The sequence below is a fragment of the Alcanivorax sp. MD8A genome, assembly GCF_002888555.1.
GTDB lineage: Bacteria > Pseudomonadota > Gammaproteobacteria > Pseudomonadales > Alcanivoracaceae > Alcanivorax.
Window position 1 is genome coordinate 1 of record NZ_AQOQ01000022.1, and the last position, 25,249, is coordinate 25,249.

Annotated in this window: 25 protein-coding genes and 1 tRNA gene; 16 read left to right on the top strand and 10 right to left on the bottom strand. The window is 59.5% G+C overall.

Going from position 1 to position 25,249, the window contains the following annotated elements:
- Positions 1-153: 153 nt before the first annotated feature.
- From rrtA to rimI, 5 genes are all read left to right on the top strand, one after another.
- On the top strand, positions 154-759 hold the full coding sequence (rrtA, locus tag A15D_RS11875) for a rhombosortase (RefSeq protein ID WP_102792118.1): 606 nt from the start codon (positions 154-156) through the stop codon (positions 757-759).
- Positions 725-2,473, top strand: coding sequence for a DUF3592 domain-containing protein (locus A15D_RS11880; protein WP_233192215.1), 1,749 nt, complete (start codon positions 725-727; stop codon positions 2,471-2,473). The genes rrtA and A15D_RS11880 overlap by 35 nt, the downstream gene beginning before the upstream one ends.
- Positions 2,474-2,698: 225 nt before the next feature.
- On the top strand, positions 2,699-4,249 hold the full coding sequence (locus A15D_RS11885; protein ID WP_022986266.1) for a 2-isopropylmalate synthase: 1,551 nt from the start codon (positions 2,699-2,701) through the stop codon (positions 4,247-4,249).
- Between the two features lie 57 nt (positions 4,250-4,306).
- Complete coding sequence (locus A15D_RS11890; protein WP_102792119.1) at positions 4,307-5,053, top strand: hypothetical protein; 747 nt, start codon at positions 4,307-4,309, stop codon at positions 5,051-5,053.
- Positions 5,040-5,525: a ribosomal protein S18-alanine N-acetyltransferase gene (gene rimI / locus A15D_RS11895; RefSeq protein ID WP_233192216.1), complete on the top strand. Its 486-nt coding sequence runs from the start codon at positions 5,040-5,042 to the stop codon at positions 5,523-5,525. Before A15D_RS11890 ends, rimI begins: the two co-directional genes overlap by 14 nt.
- 616 nt (positions 5,526-6,141) lie before the next feature.
- Here rimI and A15D_RS11900 read toward each other — a convergent pair.
- Positions 6,142-6,558, bottom strand: a complete 417-nt coding sequence (locus A15D_RS11900) for a hypothetical protein (protein ID WP_102792120.1) — start codon at positions 6,556-6,558, stop codon at positions 6,142-6,144.
- A gap of 148 nt (positions 6,559-6,706) precedes the next feature.
- On the opposite strand from A15D_RS11900, the gene A15D_RS11905 reads away from it, so the two are divergent.
- The 4 genes from A15D_RS11905 (at position 6,707) to A15D_RS11920 (ending at position 9,520) form a co-directional block, all read left to right on the top strand.
- Entirely contained in the window at positions 6,707-7,048 is a 342-nt protein-coding gene (locus A15D_RS11905; RefSeq protein WP_233192217.1) for a DUF2834 domain-containing protein, read from the top strand.
- Between the two features lie 69 nt (positions 7,049-7,117).
- Positions 7,118-8,698, top strand: coding sequence for a peptide chain release factor 3 (prfC, locus tag A15D_RS11910; RefSeq protein ID WP_102792121.1), 1,581 nt, complete (start codon positions 7,118-7,120; stop codon positions 8,696-8,698).
- A gap of 118 nt (positions 8,699-8,816) precedes the next feature.
- Positions 8,817-9,218, top strand: coding sequence for an MmcQ/YjbR family DNA-binding protein (locus A15D_RS11915; RefSeq protein WP_031226859.1), 402 nt, complete (start codon positions 8,817-8,819; stop codon positions 9,216-9,218).
- Positions 9,215-9,520 (top strand): hypothetical protein, encoded by a 306-nt coding sequence (locus tag A15D_RS11920; RefSeq protein WP_233192218.1) that lies wholly within the window; start codon positions 9,215-9,217, stop codon positions 9,518-9,520. Before A15D_RS11915 ends, A15D_RS11920 begins: the two co-directional genes overlap by 4 nt.
- Before the next feature lie 8 nt (positions 9,521-9,528).
- Here A15D_RS11920 and A15D_RS11925 read toward each other — a convergent pair whose 3' ends face one another.
- The 4 genes from A15D_RS11925 to A15D_RS11940 form a co-directional block, all read right to left on the bottom strand.
- Positions 9,529-10,563 (bottom strand): magnesium transporter, encoded by a 1,035-nt coding sequence (locus A15D_RS11925; RefSeq protein WP_199175897.1) that lies wholly within the window; start codon positions 10,561-10,563, stop codon positions 9,529-9,531.
- A 479-nt stretch (positions 10,564-11,042) separates the two neighbouring features.
- On the bottom strand, positions 11,043-12,461 hold the full coding sequence (locus A15D_RS11930; protein ID WP_102792123.1) for a phospholipase D family protein: 1,419 nt from the start codon (positions 12,459-12,461) through the stop codon (positions 11,043-11,045).
- A gap of 164 nt (positions 12,462-12,625) precedes the next feature.
- The gene (locus A15D_RS11935) at positions 12,626-14,434 is read right to left on the bottom strand and encodes a beta-ketoacyl synthase (protein ID WP_102792124.1); all 1,809 of its coding nucleotides are present in this window, start codon (positions 14,432-14,434) and stop codon (positions 12,626-12,628) included.
- A gap of 224 nt (positions 14,435-14,658) precedes the next feature.
- Positions 14,659-15,840 carry an acetyl-CoA C-acyltransferase gene (locus A15D_RS11940; protein ID WP_102792125.1) on the bottom strand — a complete coding sequence of 394 codons (1,182 nt, stop codon included), beginning with the start codon at positions 15,838-15,840 and terminating at the stop codon, positions 14,659-14,661.
- Between the two features lie 341 nt (positions 15,841-16,181).
- Between A15D_RS11940 and A15D_RS11945 the strand changes: the two genes are divergently transcribed.
- From A15D_RS11945 to A15D_RS11970, 6 genes are all read left to right on the top strand, one after another.
- On the top strand, positions 16,182-16,769 hold the full coding sequence (locus tag A15D_RS11945; RefSeq protein ID WP_102792126.1) for a superoxide dismutase: 588 nt from the start codon (positions 16,182-16,184) through the stop codon (positions 16,767-16,769).
- A gap of 204 nt (positions 16,770-16,973) precedes the next feature.
- The gene (locus A15D_RS11950) at positions 16,974-17,510 is read left to right on the top strand and encodes a hypothetical protein (protein WP_102792127.1); all 537 of its coding nucleotides are present in this window, start codon (positions 16,974-16,976) and stop codon (positions 17,508-17,510) included.
- Between the two features lie 93 nt (positions 17,511-17,603).
- Positions 17,604-18,482 carry a hypothetical protein gene (locus A15D_RS11955; protein ID WP_102792128.1) on the top strand — a complete coding sequence of 293 codons (879 nt, stop codon included), beginning with the start codon at positions 17,604-17,606 and terminating at the stop codon, positions 18,480-18,482.
- 87 nt (positions 18,483-18,569) lie between these two features.
- Positions 18,570-19,259 carry a hypothetical protein gene (locus A15D_RS11960; RefSeq protein WP_102792129.1) on the top strand — a complete coding sequence of 230 codons (690 nt, stop codon included), beginning with the start codon at positions 18,570-18,572 and terminating at the stop codon, positions 19,257-19,259.
- 68 nt (positions 19,260-19,327) lie between these two features.
- Positions 19,328-19,412: transfer RNA gene (locus A15D_RS11965), tRNA-Leu, on the top strand.
- Between the two features lie 155 nt (positions 19,413-19,567).
- Positions 19,568-19,768 carry a hypothetical protein gene (locus tag A15D_RS11970; protein ID WP_102792130.1) on the top strand — a complete coding sequence of 67 codons (201 nt, stop codon included), beginning with the start codon at positions 19,568-19,570 and terminating at the stop codon, positions 19,766-19,768.
- Between the two features lie 9 nt (positions 19,769-19,777).
- On the opposite strand, the gene A15D_RS11975 is transcribed toward A15D_RS11970, so the two are convergent.
- The 5 genes from A15D_RS11975 to A15D_RS11995 all read right to left on the bottom strand — a co-directional run bounded on the left by A15D_RS11975 (position 19,778) and on the right by A15D_RS11995 (position 24,339).
- The gene (locus A15D_RS11975; protein WP_102792131.1) at positions 19,778-20,713 is read right to left on the bottom strand and encodes a patatin-like phospholipase family protein; all 936 of its coding nucleotides are present in this window, start codon (positions 20,711-20,713) and stop codon (positions 19,778-19,780) included.
- Positions 20,714-20,715: 2 nt separating this feature from the next.
- Positions 20,716-22,200 (bottom strand): NAD(P)/FAD-dependent oxidoreductase, encoded by a 1,485-nt coding sequence (locus A15D_RS11980; RefSeq protein WP_102792132.1) that lies wholly within the window; start codon positions 22,198-22,200, stop codon positions 20,716-20,718.
- Between the two features lie 11 nt (positions 22,201-22,211).
- Positions 22,212-22,985, bottom strand: coding sequence for an SDR family oxidoreductase (locus A15D_RS11985; protein ID WP_102792133.1), 774 nt, complete (start codon positions 22,983-22,985; stop codon positions 22,212-22,214).
- Positions 22,982-23,623: a TetR/AcrR family transcriptional regulator gene (locus A15D_RS11990; RefSeq protein WP_102792134.1), complete on the bottom strand. Its 642-nt coding sequence runs from the start codon at positions 23,621-23,623 to the stop codon at positions 22,982-22,984. The genes A15D_RS11985 and A15D_RS11990 overlap by 4 nt, the downstream gene beginning before the upstream one ends.
- A gap of 215 nt (positions 23,624-23,838) precedes the next feature.
- Positions 23,839-24,339 (bottom strand): DUF1289 domain-containing protein, encoded by a 501-nt coding sequence (locus A15D_RS11995; protein WP_102792135.1) that lies wholly within the window; start codon positions 24,337-24,339, stop codon positions 23,839-23,841.
- 202 nt (positions 24,340-24,541) lie between these two features.
- Here A15D_RS11995 and A15D_RS12000 point away from each other — a divergent pair, with 202 nt between their 5' ends.
- Entirely contained in the window at positions 24,542-25,135 is a 594-nt protein-coding gene (locus A15D_RS12000) for a DUF2846 domain-containing protein (RefSeq protein WP_102792136.1), read from the top strand.
- Positions 25,136-25,249: the final 114 nt, after the last annotated feature.

The window sequence follows — 25,249 nt, forward strand, 5'->3', positions numbered from 1 at the left end:
GCTCACAGCTCACAGCTCACAGCTCACAGGCGCGAACCGGTCGTTGGCGGCGCGGCTGGAACGTCTGCCGTGTGGCAACGATCAAGGGTCGTGTTGTAGCTTGTAGCTTGTAGCTTGTGGCTTAATGTCCCTTCACGTTTTGCCGGACTCCCCATGCAACCCAGAGATACAAAACTTCGCCCCCAATTCGTCGCCTTTATGGTGGTGCTGGCGGTGCTGGGTGTGGGGCATGAGTGGGCGAACCCCTGGCTGGAATTTGATCGTGCAGCGATAGAGCAGGGCCAGGTATGGCGGATTGTGACCTGCCATCTGGTGCACTTGAATGTCTGGCACCTGCTGTTGAATCTGGCCGGGTTGCTCTTGTGCGGTGTGTTTTTTACGGACTTGCTGGACCGCTGGCGTTTCTGGGGTTGGCTGGGGTTCTGCAGCCTTGTGGCAGGTTTGGCTCTGTATGGCCTGGATAGCCAGCTGCGTTATTACGTCGGCTTGTCCGGTATTCTTCACGGTTTGTTGGTGCTGTGCCTGTTGCTGGGCTGGCGGGGCAATCCGTGGTTGCATTCTTTGGTTCTGTTGATCATTGCCGGGCGTCTGTTCAGTGAGCATAGCCCGGGCTATGACATCAATTACCTGCACAACTGGATTGATGGCAGTGTGTATGTCAATGCCCATCTCTATGGGGCCGTGTCCGGTATGATGTTGTGGGGGCTGCTATGGGGGAAAGCGTGTGTTGCCAGACAAAAAGAACAACAACGACAGTGATAGTAGTGAGACGTCCCAACGGGGGGGAATAGGGGGCTATCTGTTCGGCGGGATTTTCCTTTTCGCCGGGCTGGCAGTGATGGTTTATGTGGCGGTGTTGCCCGGGGTTCGCTACCTGCAATCAGGGTTCTGGGAACGGGTGCCTGCCACGGTGTTAAGCAGTGAGCTGCTCACCAGTCGCTCTGACGGCTCTACGACCTATTCAGTGAGCGGATCCTACCGCTATCGTTATCTGGGGCGTACTTACACCAGTACCCGGATCAGCCAGTACAGTGGCTACGACAACTTCGATGATTATTGGCAAAGCCTTTCGGGCCAGCTTAATCATGCCCGCTCGCGCAATCGTACGGTAATGGCCTGGGTGAATCCTTCTGATCCGGCACAGGCTTACCTGGATCGTTCCTTTCGCTGGAGCTCGCTGCTGTTCGGTCTGACGTTTGGCGGCGTTTTTGCGCTGGTCGGTGGCGGCATCATTTTTTTGATGCGTCGTGGCGTGAAAGAAAAAGCACAGACTCAGGCCACTGGCCGCTATGGCAGCCGGGAAAAATCCGGTCATTGGCTGATGATCGGCTTCGGCGCCATTTTCATCCTGTTGCCTTCCCCTGCGTACCTGCAAATCTGGAAAGAGGTCAGCCGCGGGGATTATGCCATTGTGCTGGTGTTGTTGTTCCCCATGGTGGGGGGCGGGATTGCGTTGGCCGGTTGGAAAATGCGCCAGAACTTCCGTCACTTCGGGCCAACGCCTCTGGTGCTGGACCCTGAGCCGGGCCACGCTGGTGGTCAGGTTGGCGGGCAAGTGCATCTGGGGCGTGCCCTTCCCGACCAGGCAGCGTTGACCATCTGGCTGAGTTGCGTGCGTTGTTACTACAGCGGCTCGGGCAAGGATCGCAAGACCCGTGAGGACGTGCTTTGGCAGACCCGTCAGCGGGCCTGGTGTCGGCCTGCCCAGAACGGCACTGATATTCAGTTCTGTTTTGATGTGCCTGCCGATCAACCAGTGACCCGTGATCGCGAGCGCAGTGTGACCGGCAGGCAGGACTGGATTCGCTGGCGAGTGGCCCTTGAAGGGGATGTGGAGGGGCGCGAGCTCAAACGTAGCTGGGAAATACCGGTAGCGGCGGGCAGTAGTTCCAGCCGTTACCAGTTGCCGGAAGCCCATGTGGACGCTGACGAACGGGACCGCGAATTACAGGCACTGCAGTCTGCCAATGAGCAGATTCGGGTGGAACAGACCGGGCAGGGTTTGTATCTGGAAAGTCGGGCCTGGCGCCATCTCCCCATGAAGCTGGGTTTGCTGGTCTTTGGCGGCATTTTTGCCGGTGTCGGCACTGGCCTGCTCGTGGCGGCGGCGTCGGAGGGGGTCATGCTTTACTTTATGGGGGGCATATTTGCGCTGATCGGCTATCTTATTGTGTTTAGCACGCTCTTTACGCTGGGGCGTAGCCTCCAGGTGTGGGTCCGGGGCAGTGAGGTGAAAATCGTTCGTCGCTGGCTGGGCCTGCCCCTCTATCGCCGAGAGGGACGGTTGCTCCGGGCAGAGCAGATCAGCCTTCATGCCGGCATGAGCAGCACCAGCGAAGGACGCAAGACGGAGTATCTGAGTCTGCAGGCCCAGGTAGACGGCAAGACCCTGCGGTTGGCTGAGGGTATCAAGGGGCGCGAGGTTGCGGAGGCCCTGCGCGAAGCCGTGTTGAGAGCCCTGCGACTGGTGTAGACTAAACACCATTACAGAAGCCCGATTAGGGGTAAGCTACAAGCTACAAGCTGCAACGCGGAAGGAGGCTGCCGCACATTAAGAGGTCTGTCGTCCGCGCCCCAGGCTCCGAGCGCGGCTCCAGCCTGACAAAACCTGATGGCGGTCCGCGCGTTGTAGCTTGTAGCTTGAAGCTCTTCACTTTCAAAGCGAGCCCGGCTGCCCCTTATTTTGCGAGAGACGACAATGAGCAAAGATCGCCTGATCGTGTTTGATACTACCCTCCGTGACGGAGAGCAGAGCCCTGGTGCCACCATGGACCAGGACGAAAAGCTGCGCATTGCCAAAGCGCTGGAACGCATGAAGGTGGATGTCATCGAGGCCGGTTTCGCGATTGCCAGTCAGGGCGACTTTCATTCGGTCAAGGCCATTGCCGATACCATTCGCGAGTCCACTATCTGCTCCCTGGCGCGGGCCAAGGAAGCCGACATCGACCGCGCAGCCGAAGCGCTGGCCGGGGCCGAGTCCGGGCGGATTCATACTTTCATTGCCACCAGCCCGATCCACATGCAGCACAAGCTGCGGTTGGCGCCGGATCAGGTCATTGAACATGCGGTAGCCGCGGTGAAACATGCGCGCAACCATATGGCCGATGTGGAATTCTCCTGTGAGGATGCCGGCCGTTCTGAAATCGATTTTCTGTGCCGTATCATCGAAGCAGTGATTGACGCCGGGGCCCGCACCATCAATATCCCGGACACCGTGGGTTACGCGATTCCGGAGCAGTTTGGTGACACTATTGCGCAGTTGCTCACCCGTATTCCGAATGCGGACAAGGCGATTTTCTCTGTGCATTGTCACAACGACCTGGGGCTGGCGGTAGCCAATTCCCTGGCTGCGGTCCAGGCCGGTGCGCGTCAGGTGGAATGCACCATCAACGGCCTCGGGGAGCGAGCGGGCAACGCCTCTCTGGAAGAGATTGTGATGGCGGTGCGCACCCGTCAGGATCTGTTCAACGTGGACACGGGCATCAATGCCCGCGAGATCGTGCCGACCTCCAAAATGGTGTCCCAGATTACCGGTTTTCCGGTGCAGCCGAACAAGGCCATCGTTGGCGCCAATGCCTTTGCCCATGAATCGGGTATTCACCAGGATGGCGTGCTCAAACACCGCGAAACCTACGAAATCATGTCGGCTGAGGACGTGGGTTGGCACACCAACCGCATGGTGCTGGGCAAGCATTCCGGCCGTGCCGCGTTCCGGGCGCGTCTGGACGAGCTGGGTATCAGCTTTGCCTCCGAAGCGGCCATGAACGAAGCCTTCCAGCGTTTCAAGGATCTCGCAGACAAGAAACACGAAGTCTTCGACGAGGACCTGCAGGCACTGGTCAGCGATACCAAAAAGGCAGCAGAAGAAGAGCATTACAAGCTGGTGCTGCTGGAGGCGACGGCGCGTACCGGTGAAACCCCGGAAGCACGTGTGGTACTGAACATCGCTGGCCAGGAAACCATGGCCACGGCCACTGGAGCTGGCCCCGTAGACGCGGCCTTCAAGGCCATCGAATCCATGGCGCAAAGCCACAGTACCCTGCAGCTGTACTCGGTCAATGCCATCACCGCCGGAACCGACAGCCAGGGTGAGGTGACCGTGCGTCTTGAAAAAGGAGGGCGTATCGTGAACGGTCATGGTGCCGACACCGATATCATCACCGCGTCCGCCAAGGCCTACCTGAATGCCCTGAATCATTTCGCCGCGGGTCTCGAGCGTGCTCACCCGCAGGCCGCTGACGGCGTATGAATATTCCTGGCGTGATAGTGGGGTGCGTCAACGGTGTCAGCACCGAGGAATCGCCCCATGAATGAAGCTTACCGGCAAAGTTACTTGCAGGCCCTGGGGCTGACGCCTTGGGTGGCCCGTGCGCCACTACCCGGTGCCGCGCCGAGTCCGTGGTTGGAGTGGGAAGACGAGACCGAAAATTCTGCCTCCCCTGCGGCAACGCCGGCATCGTCTGATCCGGTGGACCCGGCCCCTGCGCACCAGTCCCCGGCGCCTTCGGTGTCCTTGAAGGATTCCCTTCAAGAGGCCCCCAAACCGAAAGCGGTGGCGGCAACCGCTGACGCCCCTGCGCCCCAGAAACCGGTCCCTGTTCAAGGCAAGGGACTCACGTTCACGCTGGAAGCCCATCAGGGCTCAGACACCTGGTTGCTGTGTGCCCAGGAAGATAGTCAGGCGCCTGGGCTCGGACGTTTTGAGGCTCCCTTGATGGCCAGCTTACTGGCCCTGTTCCAGGGGCGCCCCGGCCGTCCCCGTCGTTTTTACTGCCCGCTGACCGATCAGCCCATGCAGGCGGATGAAGCGGCCCAGGCGCTGGCGGCCTTTATTGCCGGGCTTTCGGCGCAAGCAGGGGGGAGTCGTGTGCTGATGCTGTTACCCGAGTCGCTCAATCAGGCGCTGTTTTCGCAACCGCGCTACCAGGCTTTTGATCTGGGTGGGCGCAAGGCTCTGGTAGTGAGTTCGCTCAGCGAAATGCTGGAAGATCCCGCCACGCACAAGAAAGCCAGCTGGCAAGCGATGCAGGAACACGGATTTGACGGCACCTGAGCTTCCCCTCGGGCCGGAGGTCATCCGCGCCATGGAACGGGACGATCTGGACGCGGTGCTGGCCATTGAAGAGGCCAGCCAGCTTACCCCCTGGAGCCGCAGCCACTTCCGGGACTGCCTGGATAATGCCAACTATTTGTGTCAGGTCGTGACGATCGGCGATGAGCTGGTCGCGTTTCTGATCCTGTCGCGTATTCTCGATGAAACCCATGTACTCAACATCGTGGTTGCCCCGCGTTGGCTACGGCGCGGCATTGCCCGACGGTTGTTGGTACAGGCCATGGATGCCGCCTGCGGTGATGCCATGACGGTGATGTACCTGGAGGTGCGCGAAAGCAACGTCAGCGCCCAGGCGCTGTATCGTTCGCTGGGTTTCGAGATAACGGGGATCCGCAAGAATTACTACCGCAAGGGGGATGGCCACGAGCATGCGGTGTTGATGCAATGTCTGCTGGGAGGCGGGCATAAGTGATAGCTACAAGCTGTGAGCTGTGAGCTGTGAGCTGTGAGCTGTGAGCTGTGAGCTGTGAGCTGTGAGCTACGCTTGGTTGGAAGGCAAAATCCAAAATAGTTCCCGCGTTTTTTAAGAAGAACGGAAATGCCTTCCAGATCGTTGAGTTCGGCGCAAATAAATAACCTGAGCACTTTGTAGGAACGTAGCGTAGCGAAGTAACGCACGTAGTGCGGCCCCGAAGTGGTGAGCGAAGCGAATAACCATGCTCGCATGGCGAACCGAGCCCAAGCGAGGTATAGATTCCAGAGCGAATGCAAAACACGGCGTGCAACCGATCTGCCCCTAGGCGACCAAAAGGATCCCAGAAGCTCATCTCGATCAGCCCTTAACGAGCTCCACAGGTCTCCAGAATGACCTCCCTTCTGTCGCCTCGCTGCGCTCGGCGGGGGCTCCAACAAGGGAGGGTCATGCTGGGTACCCGGACTGTCTCTGCAGGCTGACCAACAATGCGAGTGCACAAAAAAACGCACCTTGGGTGCGGCTATATATTGGCTGGCAGCGCGAGGCGAGGTGTCAGAATCCCCTGTACGGCCTCCCACGCGTTGTAGCTTGAAGCGTGTCTCTTGTCGCTAGCTCACTCCACCACCTTCCAGCCCTTTTCGGTTTCCCGGAAGGTCAGTACGCGCTGTTCCTCAAAGGTGTCGCCTTTCTGAAAATTACCGTACTCCACCCGCAGGGCGCTGAGAGCCATGATCATGGCGAAGCGGTCCATGCCTGACAGGCTTTCGTCTGCTTTCACCTGATTCGCATAGTCCGAAAGACTCTCCCGGGCTTCCAGTTCGTAGCTCACCTCGATGGTGTAGAGGCCGTTGCCATCTTCGTAGCCGTTGTGTTTCTCCACGGCGGCAATTTCCAGCAGCTCGGCAAGGTGGGCGTTTTCCAGTTCTGCTTCCAGTACCTTGCGGGCTTCGCCGGTGTCCGGATTCTGGCTGCAGGCAGTGAGCAGCAACGCCAGGGTAAGCAGGCAGGATAGTCGGGCAACAAGGTTCATGGCAGGGGTCCATCAGCAAAGTGAAAGTCTCACTCTAGCACTGCCGGCAAGGAGTCCCAATCCGGTGGCACCGGAAAAGCGTAAAAGCTGGACAGGCTGTCACAAATTGCCAACCATGGCAGCACTGACTGGATGGATCCAAGGGAGAATGCGCGTGTCAGAAACGCTTTTTCGCCGCCTGTTGATCATGGTGGCCCTGATCTTTTGTGGCGCACTGCTGGTGCTGGCGGGCCCGCCCTTGCTGGAGAACCCGGATATCATTGGGGCCTTCGCCGCCGGCTTCGTGAATCCCTTTGCGGCTGGCTATGCCACGGATGTAATCCTTTGCTGGGTGATTCTGGCCATCTGGGTGCTGTTTGAGCGCCAGCGCTACCAGATTCGCGGGGGCTGGCTGGCCCTTGTACTGGGGATCGTGCCCGGTGTGGCGGTGGGTTTCGCGCTGTACCTGCTGATGCGCCAGCGTCAGCTGAAAGGCTCGGGCATCGTCTGATCGCGCTGCGACAGGGGCGTAAGGCTGCTATACTCGCGCCCTCGAAATTGCCAGTCAGAGACCCGCTTCATGAGCCTGCAAGACCAGGTGGCCAAGCGCCGCACCTTCGCGATCATTTCGCACCCGGACGCCGGTAAGACCACCATTACCGAAAAACTGCTGCTGTACGGAAACCTGATCCAGAGCGCAGGTACCGTGAAGGGCAAGAAGTCCGGCAAGCACGCCACCTCTGACTGGATGGAGATGGAGAAGGAGCGGGGCATTTCCGTGACGACCTCGGTCATGCAGTTCCCTTACAAGGGCGCCACCGTCAACCTGCTGGATACCCCCGGGCACGCCGACTTCTCGGAAGATACCTACCGAACCCTTACCGCCGTGGATTCCGCCTTGATGGTGATCGATGCCGCCAAGGGGGTAGAAGAGCGAACCGTCAAACTGATGGAAGTCTGTCGTTTGCGGGATACGCCGATTCTTACCTTTATCAACAAGCTCGACCGGGATGTCCGTGACGGTATCGAGGTGCTGGATGAAATCGAGGACGTGCTCAATATCGAGTGCGCGCCGATCACCTGGCCCATCGGCATGGGCAAAAGTTTCAAGGGGGTCTACAACCTGCTGCGCGACACCACGGTGTTGTACAAAACCGGGCAGGGCCACACCGTGCAGGACGTGCGCGAGATCCAGGGGCTGAACAATCCCGAGCTGGATGCTGCAGTAGGCGCTGATTACGCCGAAGAGCTGCGCGATACCCTTGAGCTGGTGCAGGGCGCCAGCCACGAATTCGATCTGGAACGCTTCCTGGCAGGCAAACTGACACCGGTCTTTTTTGGTACTGCACTGGGTAACTTCGGTGTCGACCATATGCTCGATGGCCTGGTGGAATGGGCGCCGCCGCCCCAGCCGCGGGATGCGACCTCCCGGACGGTAGAGGCTGCCGAAGAGAAAATGACCGGTTTCGTGTTCAAGATCCAGGCGAACATGGACCCCAAGCACCGAGACCGGGTGGCCTTTATGCGCATCTGTTCCGGCAAGTACAAAAAGGGCATCAAGCTCAAGCAGGTGCGCACGGGTAAAGATGTACGTATTGCCGATGCGCTGACCTTTCTGGCGGGCGAGCGTGACAATGTGGAAGAGGCGTTTTCCGGTGACATCATCGGCCTGCATAACCACGGCACGATCCAGATTGGCGACACCTTCACTGAAGGCGAAGATCTGAACTTCACCGGGATTCCCCACTTCGCACCGGAGCTGTTTCAGCGCGTGGTGCTCAATGATCCGCTCAAAAGCAAGCAGCTGCATAAGGGGCTTACCCAGCTGGCCGAAGAAGGCGCGACCCAGGTGTTCTTCCCGCTGCGCAATAACGACGTGATTCTGGGAGCGGTGGGAACACTGCAGTTTGATGTGGTCGCCGCCCGTCTGAAAGGGGAGTACGGTGTTGACTGTCGCTATGAGCCGGTGAGTGTGGCCACCGCCCGTTGGGTGGAAGCGGACAGTGAGCGAGAGATGGCTGCGTTTGAACGCAAGGCCCATGATAATCTGGCCCGTGACGGTGCCGGCCACCTGACCTATCTGGCCCCGACCCGGGTCAACCTGCAGCTGGCGCAAGAGCGGCATCCGGATATCTTGTTCCGTGAGACGCGGGAAATCTGAGAAGGCAGTTAACAGTTAACAGTGAATAGTTAACAGCGAAAATCGTGGAGCTGCGAATCGGTGCGGGTTTTGCTCTTCATAGCTCATAGCTCATAGCTCGTGCCTTGTGGAGGTGGACATGGACGTTGATACCGCTCGCCAATATCTCCTCGGCAAGCCCGAAGCGATGGAAGACTATCCTTTCGGGCCTGATGTGGCGGTGATGAAGGTGAGGGGCAAGATGTTTGCCACCCTGGGTGAAGAGCAGGGAGAAGGGCGCATGAATCTCAAGTGTGACCCGGACCAGGCGCTGGCACTGCGTGATATTTTTGCAGCGGTGTTGCCCGGTTATCACATGAACAAGAAGCACTGGAACACCGTCAGGCTGGACGGTTCTATCCCGGTGGGCGAGATCGAAAGAATGATAGATCACTCCTATGCGCTGGTGGTAAAAGGCCTGACCAAAAAGGTCCGGGAAGGCATGGAAGTACGGCACGGCCGCGACGCCTTGTATGGCGTGCAGAATGGAGAGGACGCATGATGGCGGTCATCATTGGTGGACTGATTGTGATCTGGCTGGGGCTGACGATGGCCGCCGCCATGCTGCGCTGGCTGGGTATCGAGTTGCATTATCTGGCGCGCATCATCGCCCCGCTATTGCTGGCCGCCATGGAAACCGCGATGTTCCTGCTCGCGATTCCCGGTACCGAGCGCCTCCCGCTGGCGTGGCACTGGCCGATGACGGGGGGCCTGATCGCTGCCGCCTGGCTTGTGAATGGCGCGGTCAGTGGGCTGTATTGGTTCCAGCAGAGGCCACCTCAAAACGAGGCGGTTTCCGAATAGTCTCAGTGTCAGCTGATCAGGGTGGTGGCGAGCAGCAACATCAGCCCCATACCGAGGATGTCGGTGAAGGTGGTCAGGAAGATGCTGCTGGCGGTGGCCGGGTCTGCGCCGAAGCGTTTCAGCGTCAAGGGGACCAGCACCCCGAACAAGCCACTACCGATACAGGCCCCCGTCATGGCCACGATAATGACAACCCCCAGCATCACCGGTTGCGTGGCGCCAGTGGCCAGCGCATAGAGTGTCATGGCAATGCCGGCGACCGCCCCGGAAAGCACGCCGTTGAGTGCGCCGAGCAGGATTTCCTTTCGCAATAAACGGTGTACCGGGTAGTCGCGTAACTTACCGAGAGTGAGCCCTCGCAATGTGATGGCCATGGCCTGGCATCCGGTGTTGCCACTCTGGCCCGCCAGTACCGGCAGGAACACGGCCAACGCGACAATACGGGTGATGGTGTCTTCGAACAGCCCGACTACAAACGCCGCGGCAAAGGCCGTTAACAGATTGACCTGCAACCAGGGATGACGCATGCGAAAGGCGGAGAGTATCGGGGTATTGATCTGCTCTTCTCTCGCCACACCAACCTGAGCGCCTGCCTGGCCGCTGATCTCGGCGGCGATACGTTCGTAGAGTTTCCAGCTTCTGACAATGCCGATCAGCGTGCCGTCAGCATCCACCACCGGATAGCACGGATAGTGGCGGCTGAGTACTTCGGAAATGGCGTCCCGGATCGGCGTGTCCAGCGCAAAGGCGAACGGTTCAGCGATCATGATGTCTGCCAGGGTCTGGGCAGGCTTGGCGAGAATCAGATCCCGCATCACGACCACCCCGACCAGCGTTTGGTTGTCTGTCACGTAAATGTAGGTGATGTCGGCGATGTCCTTGGTTTTCACCAGAAACGCCAATGCTTCTGCGGCAGTGCTCTCGGGGGGAAGGATGGCGGGGGCCGGGGTCATTAGCTCGCTGATGCTTTTCTCAACCCCGGAAATGGCGGCATGGGTATCGCGAATGCGGCGAGGCTGATTGTCGAGGAGGTGGGCCGCCACGGAGGCAGCCTTCTCTGCGGGAAGTTGGCCGAGAACGGCCTGAATGTCGTCGCTTTCCAGTCGGGCCAGGAGCTGTGCGCCCTGCTCATCACTGGTCTCGCGAAGGGTTGCTGCAAGCGTGTCTAGCAGGCTGTTGAAAAGCCCGTTGCGTGCTCAGTCTTTCAGGCTGGTTCGCAATCTAGGCGCGCTTTTGATGGTGTATGTCCATCCATCGAAAAAGCGCAACAACGAGTGCGGGCCAGCCTGGAAGACCCGGAGGGCGCGACCTGAAGGGCCCATCTGCTGCGCTTTATCGCTAGGAAAGGGAACCACCCTGTCCGTCGCGACAAAACACAACAGCTGCACCCTTCAGGTCACGCTGAGCATGCAAGGGGCTTTTCAACAGCCTGCAAGATCTGGAACCGTCATGTCGGACTCCCTGTCGCAACCTGATCTGGTCATTCCAGTGTATGCCTTTCCGGCAAGGGGTGCCCGTCTTGCTAGAAACTACTGATACCGGTGAATTCCATGACCCGGTAGAGCCAGTATGTCCAAAGACGCTCATCCGCATAGGTCGCATAGTCGGTACTGTGCGTTTCACCGCGACGGTTTTCCCAGCGTCGGGCAAAGGTATCCGTCGCCTTGACCATGACCGGGTGTGTGACAGGGGCGGTGAGTCTCACGCTGGTTTCCAGATTCAGGTTATCCAGATTGCGGCGGGTGAAGTTGGCCGAGCCAAGGATCAGCTCTGCGTGCTGCGCGTTGCGCCACATCAACATCTTGGTATGGCACTGTTCGCCTTGGGTATTGCACCAGCGCAGCGGGATTCCTGCTTCGTGCAACTCGGCCCCCACGGGGCGATTCGGGATACCGTTCTTTTCACGACCAAAGGCATCCTTGTTTGGGTCAAGCAATACCCGTACCTGGACGCCGCGTTGGTGCGCATCTTTGATGGCCTCGATCAGCGGACGGTGGGACAGATAAAAGACAGACACTTCCAGCGCGTCACCGTCTTTGCTGCGGGCGATAGTGTCCAGCAAGGCGTCGCGGATGGCCGCCTCGGTGAGGACCTCCAGTGTGGTGTTGTGATCAATCGCCGGTGTGGGCTGAATGGCGGGCCGGGGAGGAAGGGTAATGCCCGCCAGTTCGGCAATTTTCCATTCGCTGTGTGCCACGGCGCCTACAGAGGAGCCACTGAAGCGCAGGGCGATGTTGCTGTGCGCGCTGCTGCCATCGTGGGGATTGGCGCTGGTGACCAGCGCGGTCCAGTCGCTGCCTTCGTCGACAACCAGGGTTTTGCGGTGGTTGGCCTTGAAGTTGGGAAGGGCCAGATAGCTGCGCAGGGTTACCTTGCCATCCCCCATGGGGTTGGGCAGCCATCCCCCATCGATATCATTGCCAAGCCACTGACAGCACAGGCGCCACAAACCAGACCAGCCCGGGTTGGAATCACGCAGTGCTGGCAGCGGGGTCATCACAACGGTCACCCCGGCGTGTTTCAGTTGTTCCAGAGACGTGCTGCGCAGTCCGCCGTAAAGGGTATTGAGGGGGTCGGTGATCAGAACCACTGGCACTTGTTGCTCACGCTTGGCCAGTAACGCGTCAGTGAGTTCCCGGGACAGGGCGCGGTGATTGTCGTCGTCGGCGCCCTGGAAATCGTTGAACAGGAACATGTCCACGAGCACCAGCCGTTGAGCCTGCTCGATCAGACGGAAGATGTCGTCAAAAATGGCCTGGCGCATGCCGCGCTGGCCGTCAGGCGTTTCCCAGGTGTCGTCGACCAGCAAAGCAAGGTTATGGGCCGGCAGGGGCCCATCATGCAGGGTCAGCCCGCCGGGTAGCGGCTTATACCGGTGCCAGAGGGCGGTGGCGGCAATGACCGCGATCAGCGCCAGCAGCGCGAGTTTGATTTTTGTCATGCCGGCACTTTAGGGCGGTGCGGGGTTGGCAGCAAGATCTTGGGACCCTCTGAATTACTCCCTGCGTACTCAGCGCGGCCTGGAGTGTGCAGCAGATGTGCGCTCCAGCCTGAAAGGCTGAGCATGCGAGGCGTTATTCAGAGGCTCCCTTGTTCTGCAGAGCCTCAGCGGTCCAGCTGAAACTCCCTTAGCCCGGCATCGTCATCAAAGGCCATGGCATCACCGCCGGCCAGTTGTACGGCGTCACGTGTGAGGCTGACCTGTTCATCCCCCATGACGCCCTCGTTGAACTTGTACACGGGGGCGGGGGCTTCTGTCAGGCAATGGTGACGGTAAGCCGCTTTGCTGGCCAGGGTGGTGTCTCTGGCGCTTTGCCAGGCGCTCATGGCCTTGTCGCCGTGGCGCTGACGCAGCATGGCTTCGGTGACGGACCCAGACAGGGCCACGGCGGTGGCGTTGTTGCCACCAAACCCCTTGGAATTGATCAGACTGGCCTGAAGGTCATCCTGCTGCTGATGCTCCAGACAGAAGTTCAGGTGCTGGCGGTGCACGTCGTCGGCGATATGATCGATGGTGCGAATACCCGGGAGGATGCCGTGGGCGAAGCTGCCCAGTGTCGCCGCTAGCTGGTCACCCCCGGCGCTGCCCAGCGAATGCCCCACATAGGATTTGATGCCGACAATGGGCCAGTTTTCGATACCGAAGGCGGCCGCAGTACGATCCAGAATGACAGACTCTGTCACCCGGTTCTGCGGGGTGCCGGTGCCGTGGGCGTGCACAAAACTGTGTTGCTGCAGGCCCCGCTCGCCGATCAGTTGGCGGGTGAGGGCGGCGGCCTTGCCCATGGTCAGGTAATTGCCCACGCCGGGAGCGGAGATGGATTTTTTGGCCCCGTCCGCATGAATAAACACATCCGGCACTGCGCCAAGAATATCTGCGCCCAGTTCCAGAGCCAGGGTATCGTCCATCAGCACAGTGAACTGGGCGGACTCGGCCATGGTAAAACCGCAGTTGGCGGAGAATGGGCGGCAGGCACGACGCACATCCGCCTGGCTGGCGCCATCCAGTGCGGCCAGATCCTGGTCTTCTGCCAGTGCGCCCATGGCGCGGTAGCCTTCCATGATTTCTGCCACCAACGGGGCTTCGCTAGTGCCCACGATGGCCACCCGGCACTTGCCGCTGCGAATGGCTTGTACCCCTTTTTCCAGGTTGTACAGGAAGGTGGCACAGGCTCCGAGCATGCCGCCGGTGGTGCCCACAGAATGCAGCACATAGGCATTGAGGAAATCGGCGGTCATCTCTCCCAGCCCCAATGGCACCTGTTTGGAGGTAATGCGGTGGCCATTGGGCGGGAAACGCATCACGCCACCCAATCCATAGTCGTCCATTTGCGACATGGCGTTGCTGGCGTATACCGCGACCTGGTCCGGGCGCACCTTGCTGGCCACAGCGGCCCAGTCCATCCCCAGATCCCCCAGGGTATCGCTGATCCCGAAGATCGCCATTTGCAGGGCTCGGGGGTGGCTGCGTGACGCATACAGGGCACCGGGATCGAAGCCATCAGGGAGCTGTCCCGCGGCGCTGACCCGACGGGGGGCATCGTGGGGCACATTGAGGTTCAGCCCCGCAGGCAGGGTGACCTTGCTGCGGCGCTTGTCGATGGGGGTGACCTGCCAGCCAGCGGGTAGCGAGTCAGGCAGATCCATGTTGCGCATTTCCAGGGTAATGGGAATGTCGCTGGTGCCGCTGATGGCGGCATGAAGGCGGTGCTCTGCGGGCAGGGCACGAATCAGGGTGTTGGCAAGTTGGGCGTCCGGGGTCTGTCCGGTCAGGCGAGCCAGACTGGTCAGGGTCTCCTGTCGGGCCGGTTCCGCCAAGGCGTCGATGACCAGGCGCTGGTAGCCAAAATGCAGCGCGCTGCGACCTGCGGCATTGATGCCGCCCATGGCGGTAATAACGGGTAATGCGGACATGAGGCTCCCGGGGACTGTACCAAGCCCAAATTGGTGACTAGCCGGTCAGGGTACAGGTGAATGGGGTTCTTGCGTATACGCCAAGGGGGCATTTCGGCCACGAAAGTGCAACAGAGTTTTAAAGTGAAAGCGGATGTTTCGGGACAGGAGGGAGGAATCGGGAGGGTGGATGGCGCAAACAAAAACGGGGCCAAAGGCCCCGTTCTGTTTGGCCAGCGTGAGCGTTACAGCAGCTCGATGGCCACGGCGGTGGCTTCACCGCCACCGATGCACAGGCTCGCCACACCGCGCTTGCCGCCGGTGCGCTTCAGCGCGTGGATCAGGGTAAGGATGATACGTGAACCGGTAGAACCCACCGGGTGGCCCAGGGCACAGGCGCCGCCGTGGATGTTCACCTTCTCGTGGGGAATGCCCAGGTCGATCATCGGCATCATGGCAACCATGGCGAAGGCTTCGTTGATCTCGAACAGATCCACGTCGTCCACGCTCCAGCCCGCTTTCTTCATGACCGCTTCGGTGGCACCGATAGGGGCAATGGTGAATTCGCTCGGGTGCTTGCTGTTGGTGGCATGGGCCAGGATGCGGGCCAGTGGCTGCAGGCCACGGTCGTTGGCCACAGACTCGCGGGCCAGCACCAGTGCTGACGCACCATCGGAGATGGAGCTGGCGTTGGCTGCGGTTACCGTGCCGTCTTTGGCGAAGGCCGGACGCAGGGTCGGGATCTTTTCGATGTTGGCGTTGCCGGGCTGTTCATCCGTATCCACCACCACTTCACCCTTGCGGGTTTTCACGGTGACAGGAACGATCTCGTCCTTGAACCAGCCGTTATCGATGGCGGCCTGGGCGCGTTTCAGGGACTCGATGGCGTAGTTGTCCATGTCTTCGCGGGAGATGCTGCGCTTGTCGGCCACTTCCTGGGCGAAGGAGCCCATCAGACGGCCGGTTTCGGCATCTTCCAGACCGTCCAGGAACATGTGGTCATAGACCTGACCGTGTCCCATGCGCATGCCGCTGCGGGCCTTGTCCAGCACGTAGGGAGCATTGGTCATGGATTCCATGCCACCGGAAACAACGATGTCGTTGGTGCCAGCCTTGATGGAGTCGTAGGCGAACATGGTGGCTTTCATGCCAGAGCCACACAGCTTGTTGATGGTGGTGGCGCCCACGTTGTCGGGCAGGCCAGCCTGACGCATGGCCTGACGGGCGGGGCCTTGCTTGAGGCCGGCAGGCAGCACACAGCCCATGATCACTTCCTGCACGTCTTCCGGCTTCAGGCCGGCGCGAGCCACGGCTTCACGGATAGAGGCGGCACCCAGTTCCGGGGCGCTGACTGCAGACAGGGAGCCCTGGAAACCACCCATTGCGGTACGGGCACCATTTACAATGACGATTGCATCATCAGACATGCTTTTCTCCTGCCAAAGTTCACTGGCGTGATAGGTATCGTGAAAATTGGGGCGCATTGTACTTGAAACAAGGAGGAGGCGCCCCATGTCACAAGGACCTGCCGGTCACGGCCAGTTGCAGATGAGATTCATACTCTTTTGCGGCAAGGGTAAAACCCTGTAATTACAGGGTTTACGCTGGAGAAAGTGGCCCGTAGCTTGTTATGATTCTGTCTCCATGGATTGACGCTGAATTCATGGAGACAGGATTTATCAGCCGCTGACTGCAGCCATGCGTTGTCAGCGGAGAATTCCACCCCAGCCGTGTGCACGGCCGGGAAACACTGTCAGGGGAAATGACTATGGCTTTTGAATTACCGCCGCTGCCGTTCGAGAAGAACGCACTGGAACCGCATATCTCTGCCGAGACTCTCGAGTTTCACCACGGCAAGCACCACAACGCTTACGTGACCAAACTCAACGAAATGGTTGCCGGTACCGACAACGAAGGCAAATCCCTGGAAGACATCATCAAGAGCGCGCAAGGCGGTCTGTTTAACCAGGCAGCCCAGGTGTGGAACCACACTTTTTACTGGAACAGCCTGAGCCCGAACGGCGGTGGCACTCCCGCTGGCGATTTGGGTGCCGCGATCGACAAGGCATTCGGTTCTTTTGACGAGTTCAAGAGCCAGTTCAATGCCAAGGCGACCGGCAACTTCGGCTCCGGCTGGACCTGGCTGGTGAAGAACAGCGATGGCAGCCTGGAAATCGTCAACACTGACGACGCCGACACCCCCATTGCCCACGGCAAGGGTCAGACCCCGCTGTTCACCGTGGACGTGTGGGAGCACGCCTACTACGTGGATTACCGCAATGCCCGTCCCAAGTACCTGGAATCCATCTGGAACCTGATCAACTGGGACTTTGCGGCGGAAAACTTCGCTGCATAAGACGGTTCACTCCCGTCGGGAGTACCGCTCAGGAAACTAAAAGGGCCGCTTTGCGGTCCTTTTTGTATCTGTCTGGCGACGGTTGGGTAACTCTGATAGCGTCACCAGCACTCTGCGGCCGCTGGAGAGTCCCTGATTACGCATGCCGTGATCAGTATTTCAGGCTTTCAGGTAAGGCAGCCACTACAACAACAAAGGTGCGATATGCGTTTTTTGACAGCCATTTTCCTGTTCGGCGTAATGAGCGTTTCTCCGGTCTGGAGTGCCGATGATCCGAAGCTTCCTGATACCGAGAAAAGCGATGCCCAGAAAGACATGGATACTCTGGCTCAGGCGGGTATTCGTCAGGCACTGGAGGCCATTGCCAAGTCAGGTGGTATGTACCCGTTTGGCCTGATCAGTGTCGATGGCAATTTGCAGGCGGTGGGGTATTCCGGTGCAAAGGAAGAGGCCCCGGACCCGGAAGATTGGTCCAAGGCCCTGTTCATGAAGTTGCGCCAGATCGGTAATGAGCAGCCGGAAGTGGACATGATGTCCATCTATCGCCTGCATGAAGTGGAAAATGACAAAGGTGAGAAGGTCGTTGGTGTCTGGGCCGAGATTGATCACCGGGACGTGCGCCCCTGGGTCATTTTTGTGCCGTTGATCAAGAACGCGGAAGGCAAGCACGAAATCGGTGAAACGATTTACTACGCCACCGACCAGCCGCTGTTCGAGAAACGCGAGGCGGGTAACGATTAATCGCCTATGCTGGACGGTGTCCACAGCACTGGCTTCTCCTCTGGGGTATGATTCCGCTTTTGCGGTGTTGGTTTACAAGACAAGGCATCAGGCATGACACGAGATCGTGAAGTCAATCTGGGTGATCTGGACGACATTTCCGTTGATGAGCCTCTGCGACCGGGACAAACCCGGCCGGCAGCTGCGTCCGCTGGTGGGGCCGGGAAGGGAGCTACTCCCGGGGGCGGCAAAGGCGCAGGCAAGGGCAAATCCTCCGCGCCAAAACCTGCGTCCACCGGCGGGGGCGGCTGGATGGCAGCCTGTCTGATTCTGGTCGTGCTGATTGCGGTGCTTGCGGTATGGTTTCACCGCCAGGTGGGCGTTCTGCAGGCGCAACTGGATAACCGCTTGACCGAATCCAGTCAGCAACTCGGCAACCTGCAGTCTCGGTTGTCTGCAACCGATGAGAGTCTGAATCAGTCCTCTGGCAAATTGCAGGACCTGGTTCGGGCCCACAGCAAGGCGCTGGAAGACAACCGGACAGAGATCCGTAAACTCTGGGATCTGAGCAACAAGCGTAACAAGGCAGATATTGCCGAGCAGGGCAAAAAGCTTTCCGCGCTGGGGAGCTCTGTGGAGTCGGTGAAGAAAGCCCAGGCAGGGGTTGATGGCAAGATCAAGAGCTTGAATCAGGATGCTGCCGCGCTGAAAAAGCAGGTAGAGAGTGCGGTATCTGCGGTTAACAAGAGTAGCCAGCAATGGCAGACCCAGATCAGCCAGATGCAGACCCAGCTGGATGTTCTGGTCGAAAATATTGGCCAGCTGGAGCGTCAACAGCAAAGCGTGAAGACTGCGCTGGCCAAAGTGGAAAAAGCCCAGGGGAGCCTGGCGGCACTGGATGGCCGGGTAGATGACACCGAAGCGGCGGTGGCGGCCTTTGATGCCTATCGTCTGCAGGTGAATAATCGTCTGGACAAGCTGGAAGGTCGTTAACAACAGCTTGCCGGAGGGGGAGGAAAGGTCTGGCGCAAGCCATGCCTTCCCGGTACCGATAAAAAACACAAGAAAGGGCATGTGGCCATGGCCAGACTGCCGGAAAATAAAGAACGCCGATTGCAAGGGCTGAACCAGGACGTGCTAGCGGTTCCCGCTCCGATGCAGTCCAGCGATAATGCGCCAATTCCTCTTGGTACGCACAAAAAGGCGGTGCCCGTCAGGGTTGCGGATACGGGCCGCTCTGGTGTGGTGTGGTTTTCCCTTGCGTTGGCCCTGGCCGCCGCTGCACTTGCGGGCACCCAGTGGTTTATCAACCAGGAAACCCGCCAGGAGCTGAGTGAACTACGCCAGGAATTCTACCAGCTGGCCTCTGCTCAAACGGAGCCAACGCCGACTGCGGACCCTCAGACGAGGCCGGTAGCGGTTGCCACGCCCCCCCGTGTTGATCCGGCTGATATTTCCCACCTGCGGGAAGATTTACGCGAACTCAGCGGCAAGGTGCGCGGCATCACCGTGTCGCTGGCCAAAATGGGTAATGGCCGCGACGATACGGCCGCACTGGAAAAACGCCTGAACGACATGGACAAAAGTCTGAACGCGTTGTCAGGCCGTTTGACCGCCCTTGCCAATCGGCAACCGAAGGTGACCCCGGTCGTTCAGCAGGCGGCTGCGGCCCCGCAAGTGGATACCCACCAGGTGTCGGCCTTGTCGGCCAAGGTCAACAAGATCGACAAGGACCTGCAGGCCTTGTATCGCATCCTGCAGGGCGGCTGACCGCCTTCTCAGTTTTTCCGAAGAGGCTCTGGCAATTGTGCCTTGGCCTGCTAGAATAGCCGCCCATTGCGCCAGTGGTGGAATTGGTAGACACGCCAGATTTAGGTTCTGGTGCCGAGAGGTGTGAAGGTTCAAGTCCTTCCTGGCGCACCATCTTTGAAAGGCCGTAGCAGCTTGCTGTTACGGCCTTTTTCGTTTCCGGGCATTCCCCGATTTCTTTCTGTGCCTTCTGCGGTGAAACGTCTTATGAATCCGGATTTGAAATCCCGTCTTCGCAGGCGTAGAACGAAAGGTCAGGCGGAGGTGGTATGCGTGATTCGAATAATAATGACCGGGAGTCCCACAAGGTTCGCAAGATCGAGAAGGAAAAATGGCTGCTGCTGGGTCTGGTGGCCATGGTCATCGGGGCGATTGTATTGGGTGCCATGGCTCACTCTGAGGGGCAGGTGGCACGGGGAGCGCTGGAGCAAATCCAGCGCTCGCTCAGTGATGCCGTTGAGCAACTGTAGCTGGCGACGCTAAAGCGCGGCTCGCACGGTGGCCGGGGTGCTGGCTATGGCGGTGGCCAGCACCTGTTTGCGGCGGCTAGGGTCCATCATGTTGTAACCAAACGCTTTCAGGTCTTCTGCCTGGGGTTCGATCCGGATCACCCGCTTACCCGCTTTTTCCAGTGCGGCCACTTCCCGGTCCACAATGCTTGTCATGTAACGCCGCACCCGTCGCTCGATACGTTCGAACGGGTGCCACGGCTTGTCGGGTTGGCGCGACGCCATGGGGGCGAGGATGACGACCTCCTCCACGGCAGCGTCTACCAGCATATCGGCGGAGGTGGGGGAAGCGACGCCGCCGTCAATGTAGGTACGGCCATCCACGGTGACCGGTGGGCACCAGCAAGGCACCCCATAGGAGGCGCATACGGCATCGTCGATACGTACGCTGGGGGCGCCGCCTTTACCGAACGGAATGCGCCGGCCGCTGGTGGTATCCACGGCCATGATCCAGGTGGCGGGGTGGCTGACCCAGGGGTTGCCATTGGCCGCACCGTTGACCAGCTTGCGGAAGGCCTGCATGTCGAATTGACCGGCGGGCATCAGGCCACACAGGGCGGTTAGGGCGGATACTTCACCCCGCAGCCCTTTGCGGATCAGTTGTTTGCCGGTCAGGCGGGCGCCGGGCAAGGGCGGCAGGGCGCCTCCGGTATCGGTGTCGTGATTCCAGTGGCATGTATCGCTGGTCCCTTGCTGACAGGCCAGCAGCTGATCGACGCTGATGCCGCTGCCTAGCAGGGAGGCAATGACGGCTCCGGCGGAGGTGCCGATAAGAATGTCTGCGTCACGGCAGTCCCAGCCCAGTTGTTGTTCCAGTTGATGTAGGGCGGCAATGCTCCAGGCGCCGCCGGCAACACCGCCGCAGCCGATCACCAGGGCGCGGCGAGGGGAGGTCGGGTTGGCCATGATCAAAATACCTGTTCGGTGGCGGGTTGCTGATGGTAGCTGTCGGCATCAAAGTGGTTGAGCAGCCGCTGCATTTCCAGGGTGCTCCAGGGGAAGCCGACACTGTTGAATCCGTTCTTGTCCAGGTAGTAACTGGAGCAGCCACCGGTGTTCCAGACGGTGCCTTGCAGATCCTTTTGTACCTTCAGGTTATAGCGTTGTTGCACATCTTCTTTCACCTCGATACGTGCCAGTTGCTTCTCGCGCATGGTGGTGAGGCTGCTGACGATATAGCGAATTTGCGCTTCGATAACGATAAAGGCCGAGTTGTGGCCGATGCCCAGATTGGGGCCCAGTACCATGAAGGCGTTGGGTAAACCGGCAATGGTGGTGCCGCGATAGGCCTGCATGCCGTCCCGCCACATGTCACTGAGAGAGTCGCCGGCATCGTTGAAAATATGGTCGGCGATGGGCGGTTCGGTAACGAAGAATCCGGTGCCCAGAATGATGGTGTCGACTTCGCATTCGCTGCCGTCGTGGCCAACCAGGGTATTGCCCCGCACTTCTTTCAGTCCGGTGTGAAAGACATCCACGTTGGGCTGGTTCAGGGCGGGGTAGTAGTTGTTGCTGAGCAGGACCCGCTTGCATCCCAGCGTGTAGTCGGGGGTGAGTTTGGCGCGTAGTTCAGGGTCCTTGATCGCGACCTTGAGATGGGCGAGGCCCAGCTTCTGGATCTGGCGAAGCATGGCCGGGCGCCGGAAACCGATGCCGAATGTTTCAAAGCCCCCATAGAGCATCTTGCGCCAGGCATTGAGGGTGAAGGGGAGGCGGAAGAAGTTCTCCTCCACTTTGGGAATGCTGTGATCCGGTTTGGGGAGCACCCATTGCGGCGTGCGCTGGAACAGGGTGAGTTGTTGCACCTTGGGCTGAATCTCCGGCACAAACTGGATCGCGGAAGCGCCGGTACCAATTACGGCGACGCGCTCCCCCGTCAGATCGTGCTGGTGATCCCAGCGTGAGGAATGGAACAGCTTGCCGGTAAAGGAGTCGAGGCCCGGGATGTCCGGGATCACCGGTTCGTGCAGATACCCGGAGCAGGCCACCACGGTGCGCGCCAGGTACAGGGTATCGGCGGTTTGGACCTCCCACAGGTTGCGCTCCTCACGCCACTGCGCCCGCTCCACCCCTTGGTTGAAACGGATGTAGGAAGGCACGCCGTAACGCTGGGCAGTGTCACGGACATAATCAAGAATTTCGGCCTGGCCGGCAAAGGCGCGGGTCCAGTCCGGTTTCTGGGCGAAGGAGTAGGAATAAAGCGCGGACGGCACATCGCAGGCGCACCCGGGGTAAGTATTGTCGCGCCAGGTACCGCCAAGATCGGCGGCTTTTTCCAGAATGACCACGTTGGTGATTCCGGCTTCCTGTAACTTGATGGCCAGGCCGATACCGCTGATGCCGGCACCGACAATCAGCACATCGTGAACGGGTGTGTTGGCATGTTGAGTCATGGTCATTCCGTTTATTGGTTAGGCTGTGGACTGAAGAAGTCCATGGCTTTGTTAGTGAGGTTCAGGTTGGCCACCTGCTTGGCCAGGCTGTAGATGTCCGGATAGATCACCCGTGCGCCGCCGGTGCGAAACGCACGGTAGATGCGATCGGCAAGCACGTCCGGTTTGCCGGTAGGAATAAACCGCGATACCGGCCCCCGTTTCACCTGACTGCGGGCATGGCTTTCCAGACCGGAATAGATCGGGCCGGGGTAGACGGTGACCACATTGACGCCCTGTTTTTTCAGGTCCAGGCGGGCGATTTCCGATGCCAGACCGATGCCCGCCTTGGCCCCGCCGTAATAGCTGCAGCCGCGAATGGGTACGCGCCCGGCCATACTGGACACGTTGATCACACAGCCATGGCGGTGCTCGATCATGTTGGGCAAGGCCAGATCCATGAGCCGCATGGGGGCGGTAAAGTTGATGTCGATCAGGCGTTTGCCGCGCTCCCAGCCGGTGCCGGTGAGGGTCATGATGTCCATGATGCCTGCGCAATTGACCAGTACATCCACCGGCCCGCGACGGTCCACCAGCGACTGCCACCACTCAGGCAAGGCGTCGATATCCGTCAAATCACAGATTTCGGCACTGGCATCATGCTGCCGTGCGACGGGCTCCAGTGCGTCCGGGTTCAGGTCCACCAGCGTCAGGCTGGCATCAGGGTGCTGTTGGCGAAAACGGGCGGCCAGTTGCGCGCCAATGGCGCCTGCACCACCGGTGATCAGAATATGGGTTGGGTTCATTGGGCTGAGTCTCTGTTGTGGTTGTCGGGGGTGTTGTGGTTGGCGATGGCGAACCAGCAGGCATCCCGTGCCCGCTTCAGGTCGTCGTCATCCAGAGTGAGGTAGTTGAGCCGCTCTGCCTTGAAGACGCCGACGAAGGCTCCCCAGAACAGGGCGATGGCCAAGTCCGGCTTCAGGTGCTCACCCAGCAGACCGTTGCGCTGCCCGACGATGACCATCATGCCAAGCGGAATCAGCAGCGCCTGCTCCTGGCTGCGACTATGGGGGGTCAGGTAGCTGTGGTGATCCTGCATTTCCAGAAACTGGAAGCTCTCGGGGTCTTGCCGGGCAAAGGTGGTAAGGCGGGCCCAGAGCGTATCGAACAGGGCACGGCTGGGGTTAAGCAGGTCCAGGTCGCCAAGCAGGTGATCCTGCAGGCGCTGTTTGGCATCGCAGAACACCGCGTTGATCAGTGCTTCCTTACTGTCGAAATAGCGGTACAGCGTCCCGACCCCGACCCCGGCTTCAGCCGCAATCGGGGGAACAGGTGTGCCGTGCAGGCCTGACTCGGCAAAAACCTTGAGCGCCGCGCGCAGGATGGTGTCCCGTTTCTGGGCTTCCCGGCGGCTTGCCGGTGTGGCAGTGGCTGCAGCTGTCATGGTGGCCTCTCATTCAGAAATGAATATTCATTCCGTAAATGTGCCATTGATCAATGGTGTTGTTTAGAGGGGTAAAGAGTCAGATTGGGACAAATGGAAGCAGTTGCGAGCTACTAGCCTCTAGCTGCGAGAAAAACCGGAGATTCTTCAGGCTGGGTTTTTGACACCGGCATCATCCTGCTCGTAGCTCGTAGCTCGTAGCTCGTAGCTCGTAGCTAGATCAGCCCCTTCTCCCGGGCCGCGTGCTCGGTGAGTTCGGCGACCAGGGTGACCGGGCGGGCATAGGAGCGGTCGTAGTGTGCCTGAGACAAAGCGTGGCACTCGAGGCTGATTTGCTCGTAGAGCTGGCGGGGGGGGACCCCCTCGGCGCTGGCCAGAGGTTGCAGGCCGAAGCGGTCGTAAGGGATGGTCTGGCGGCCAGCGGCCTTGAGCAGCTCCGGGATCCAGCCCTGCGGGGATAGCTGGGGCTGGTAGCGCAGATTCTGGAAATCCATTTGCTCGGCCAGCAGGGTGGCGTTCTGTACCACGAAGTAGTTGTCTACCACCTGGCTTAGCAGCAGATCCAGGCGCTTCCAGACGATGGTTTTCTGCTCGTCATTGTAGGCGTTCCAGTTCACCACCTCGTGGCTGAAACGGCGACAGCCACGACAGACCGTATCACCGAACACGGTGGAACAGACGCCAATACAGGGGGTGCGGATACGATTTACTGCCATGGCGAAAGCCTACCAGAATTCCCTCTCATGGGGAGCGGCCAGCGATCCGTTCGGCCAGATTTTGCACGCCGGTCGGTTTGCCTTGTCTTGAGCGGGGCGGGCAAATCGGCCATAGTTAGCCGGTCCCGGACGGGATTATAGTGCAGGCAATAATAAACAGGGCCGACCGGACACCCCGGATACGGCTCGACGGAGAATAATAATGCGACTGGTTGTGCTGCTGGCAGCCTTGAGCTGGGCATTGTCTGGCTGTTCTGGTGTGGGGATGGGATTTCCGTCTACGCCCGGTGCGTTCCTTGATGCCCCCGAGGGTAAAACCTTCGAGCCCATCGATACTCTCGACCCGCGTAATGCCATGGTCTACATCTACCGCCCGGTGACTCGTTGGGGCTACGAAGAGGTGCAGGCCCCGGTATTCTTTCTGGATTCCTCTCAACTGTTTGGTCTGAAGGCGGGAGCGTATACCTGGCTGGAACTGCCTGCGGGAACCCATGACTTCTATGCCCGTCGTCCCCTCAGCGTGCTGTACCTGAAGATGGTCTTTGAAATGGACCTGAAGATCGACGGTGGTCAGGATTACTACTTCCGCTATTCGGAGTTGAAGCCGCTGGATATGGAAGAAATCGTGGCCAACCCGGAAGACTACCAGCAGGCGGGCCCGCTGCAACAGGTGCCGAAGGCCATTGCCATGCGGGAAATTGCGGATCTGCGCCTGGATGAGGCCGGTGTCTACTATGCCGGCAAGGACACCAAGGCACCTCGCTGGGCGCCGTTCTATACCTATTCAGTGGATTGAAGCAGCTACCAGCCATGAGCTTTCAGCTGTGAGAAAACAAAAGCCCCGAAATTTCGGGGCTTTTTTTGTGCCGGTAGTTGATCCCATTTCGGACTGGGTGATCATTTGCTCACA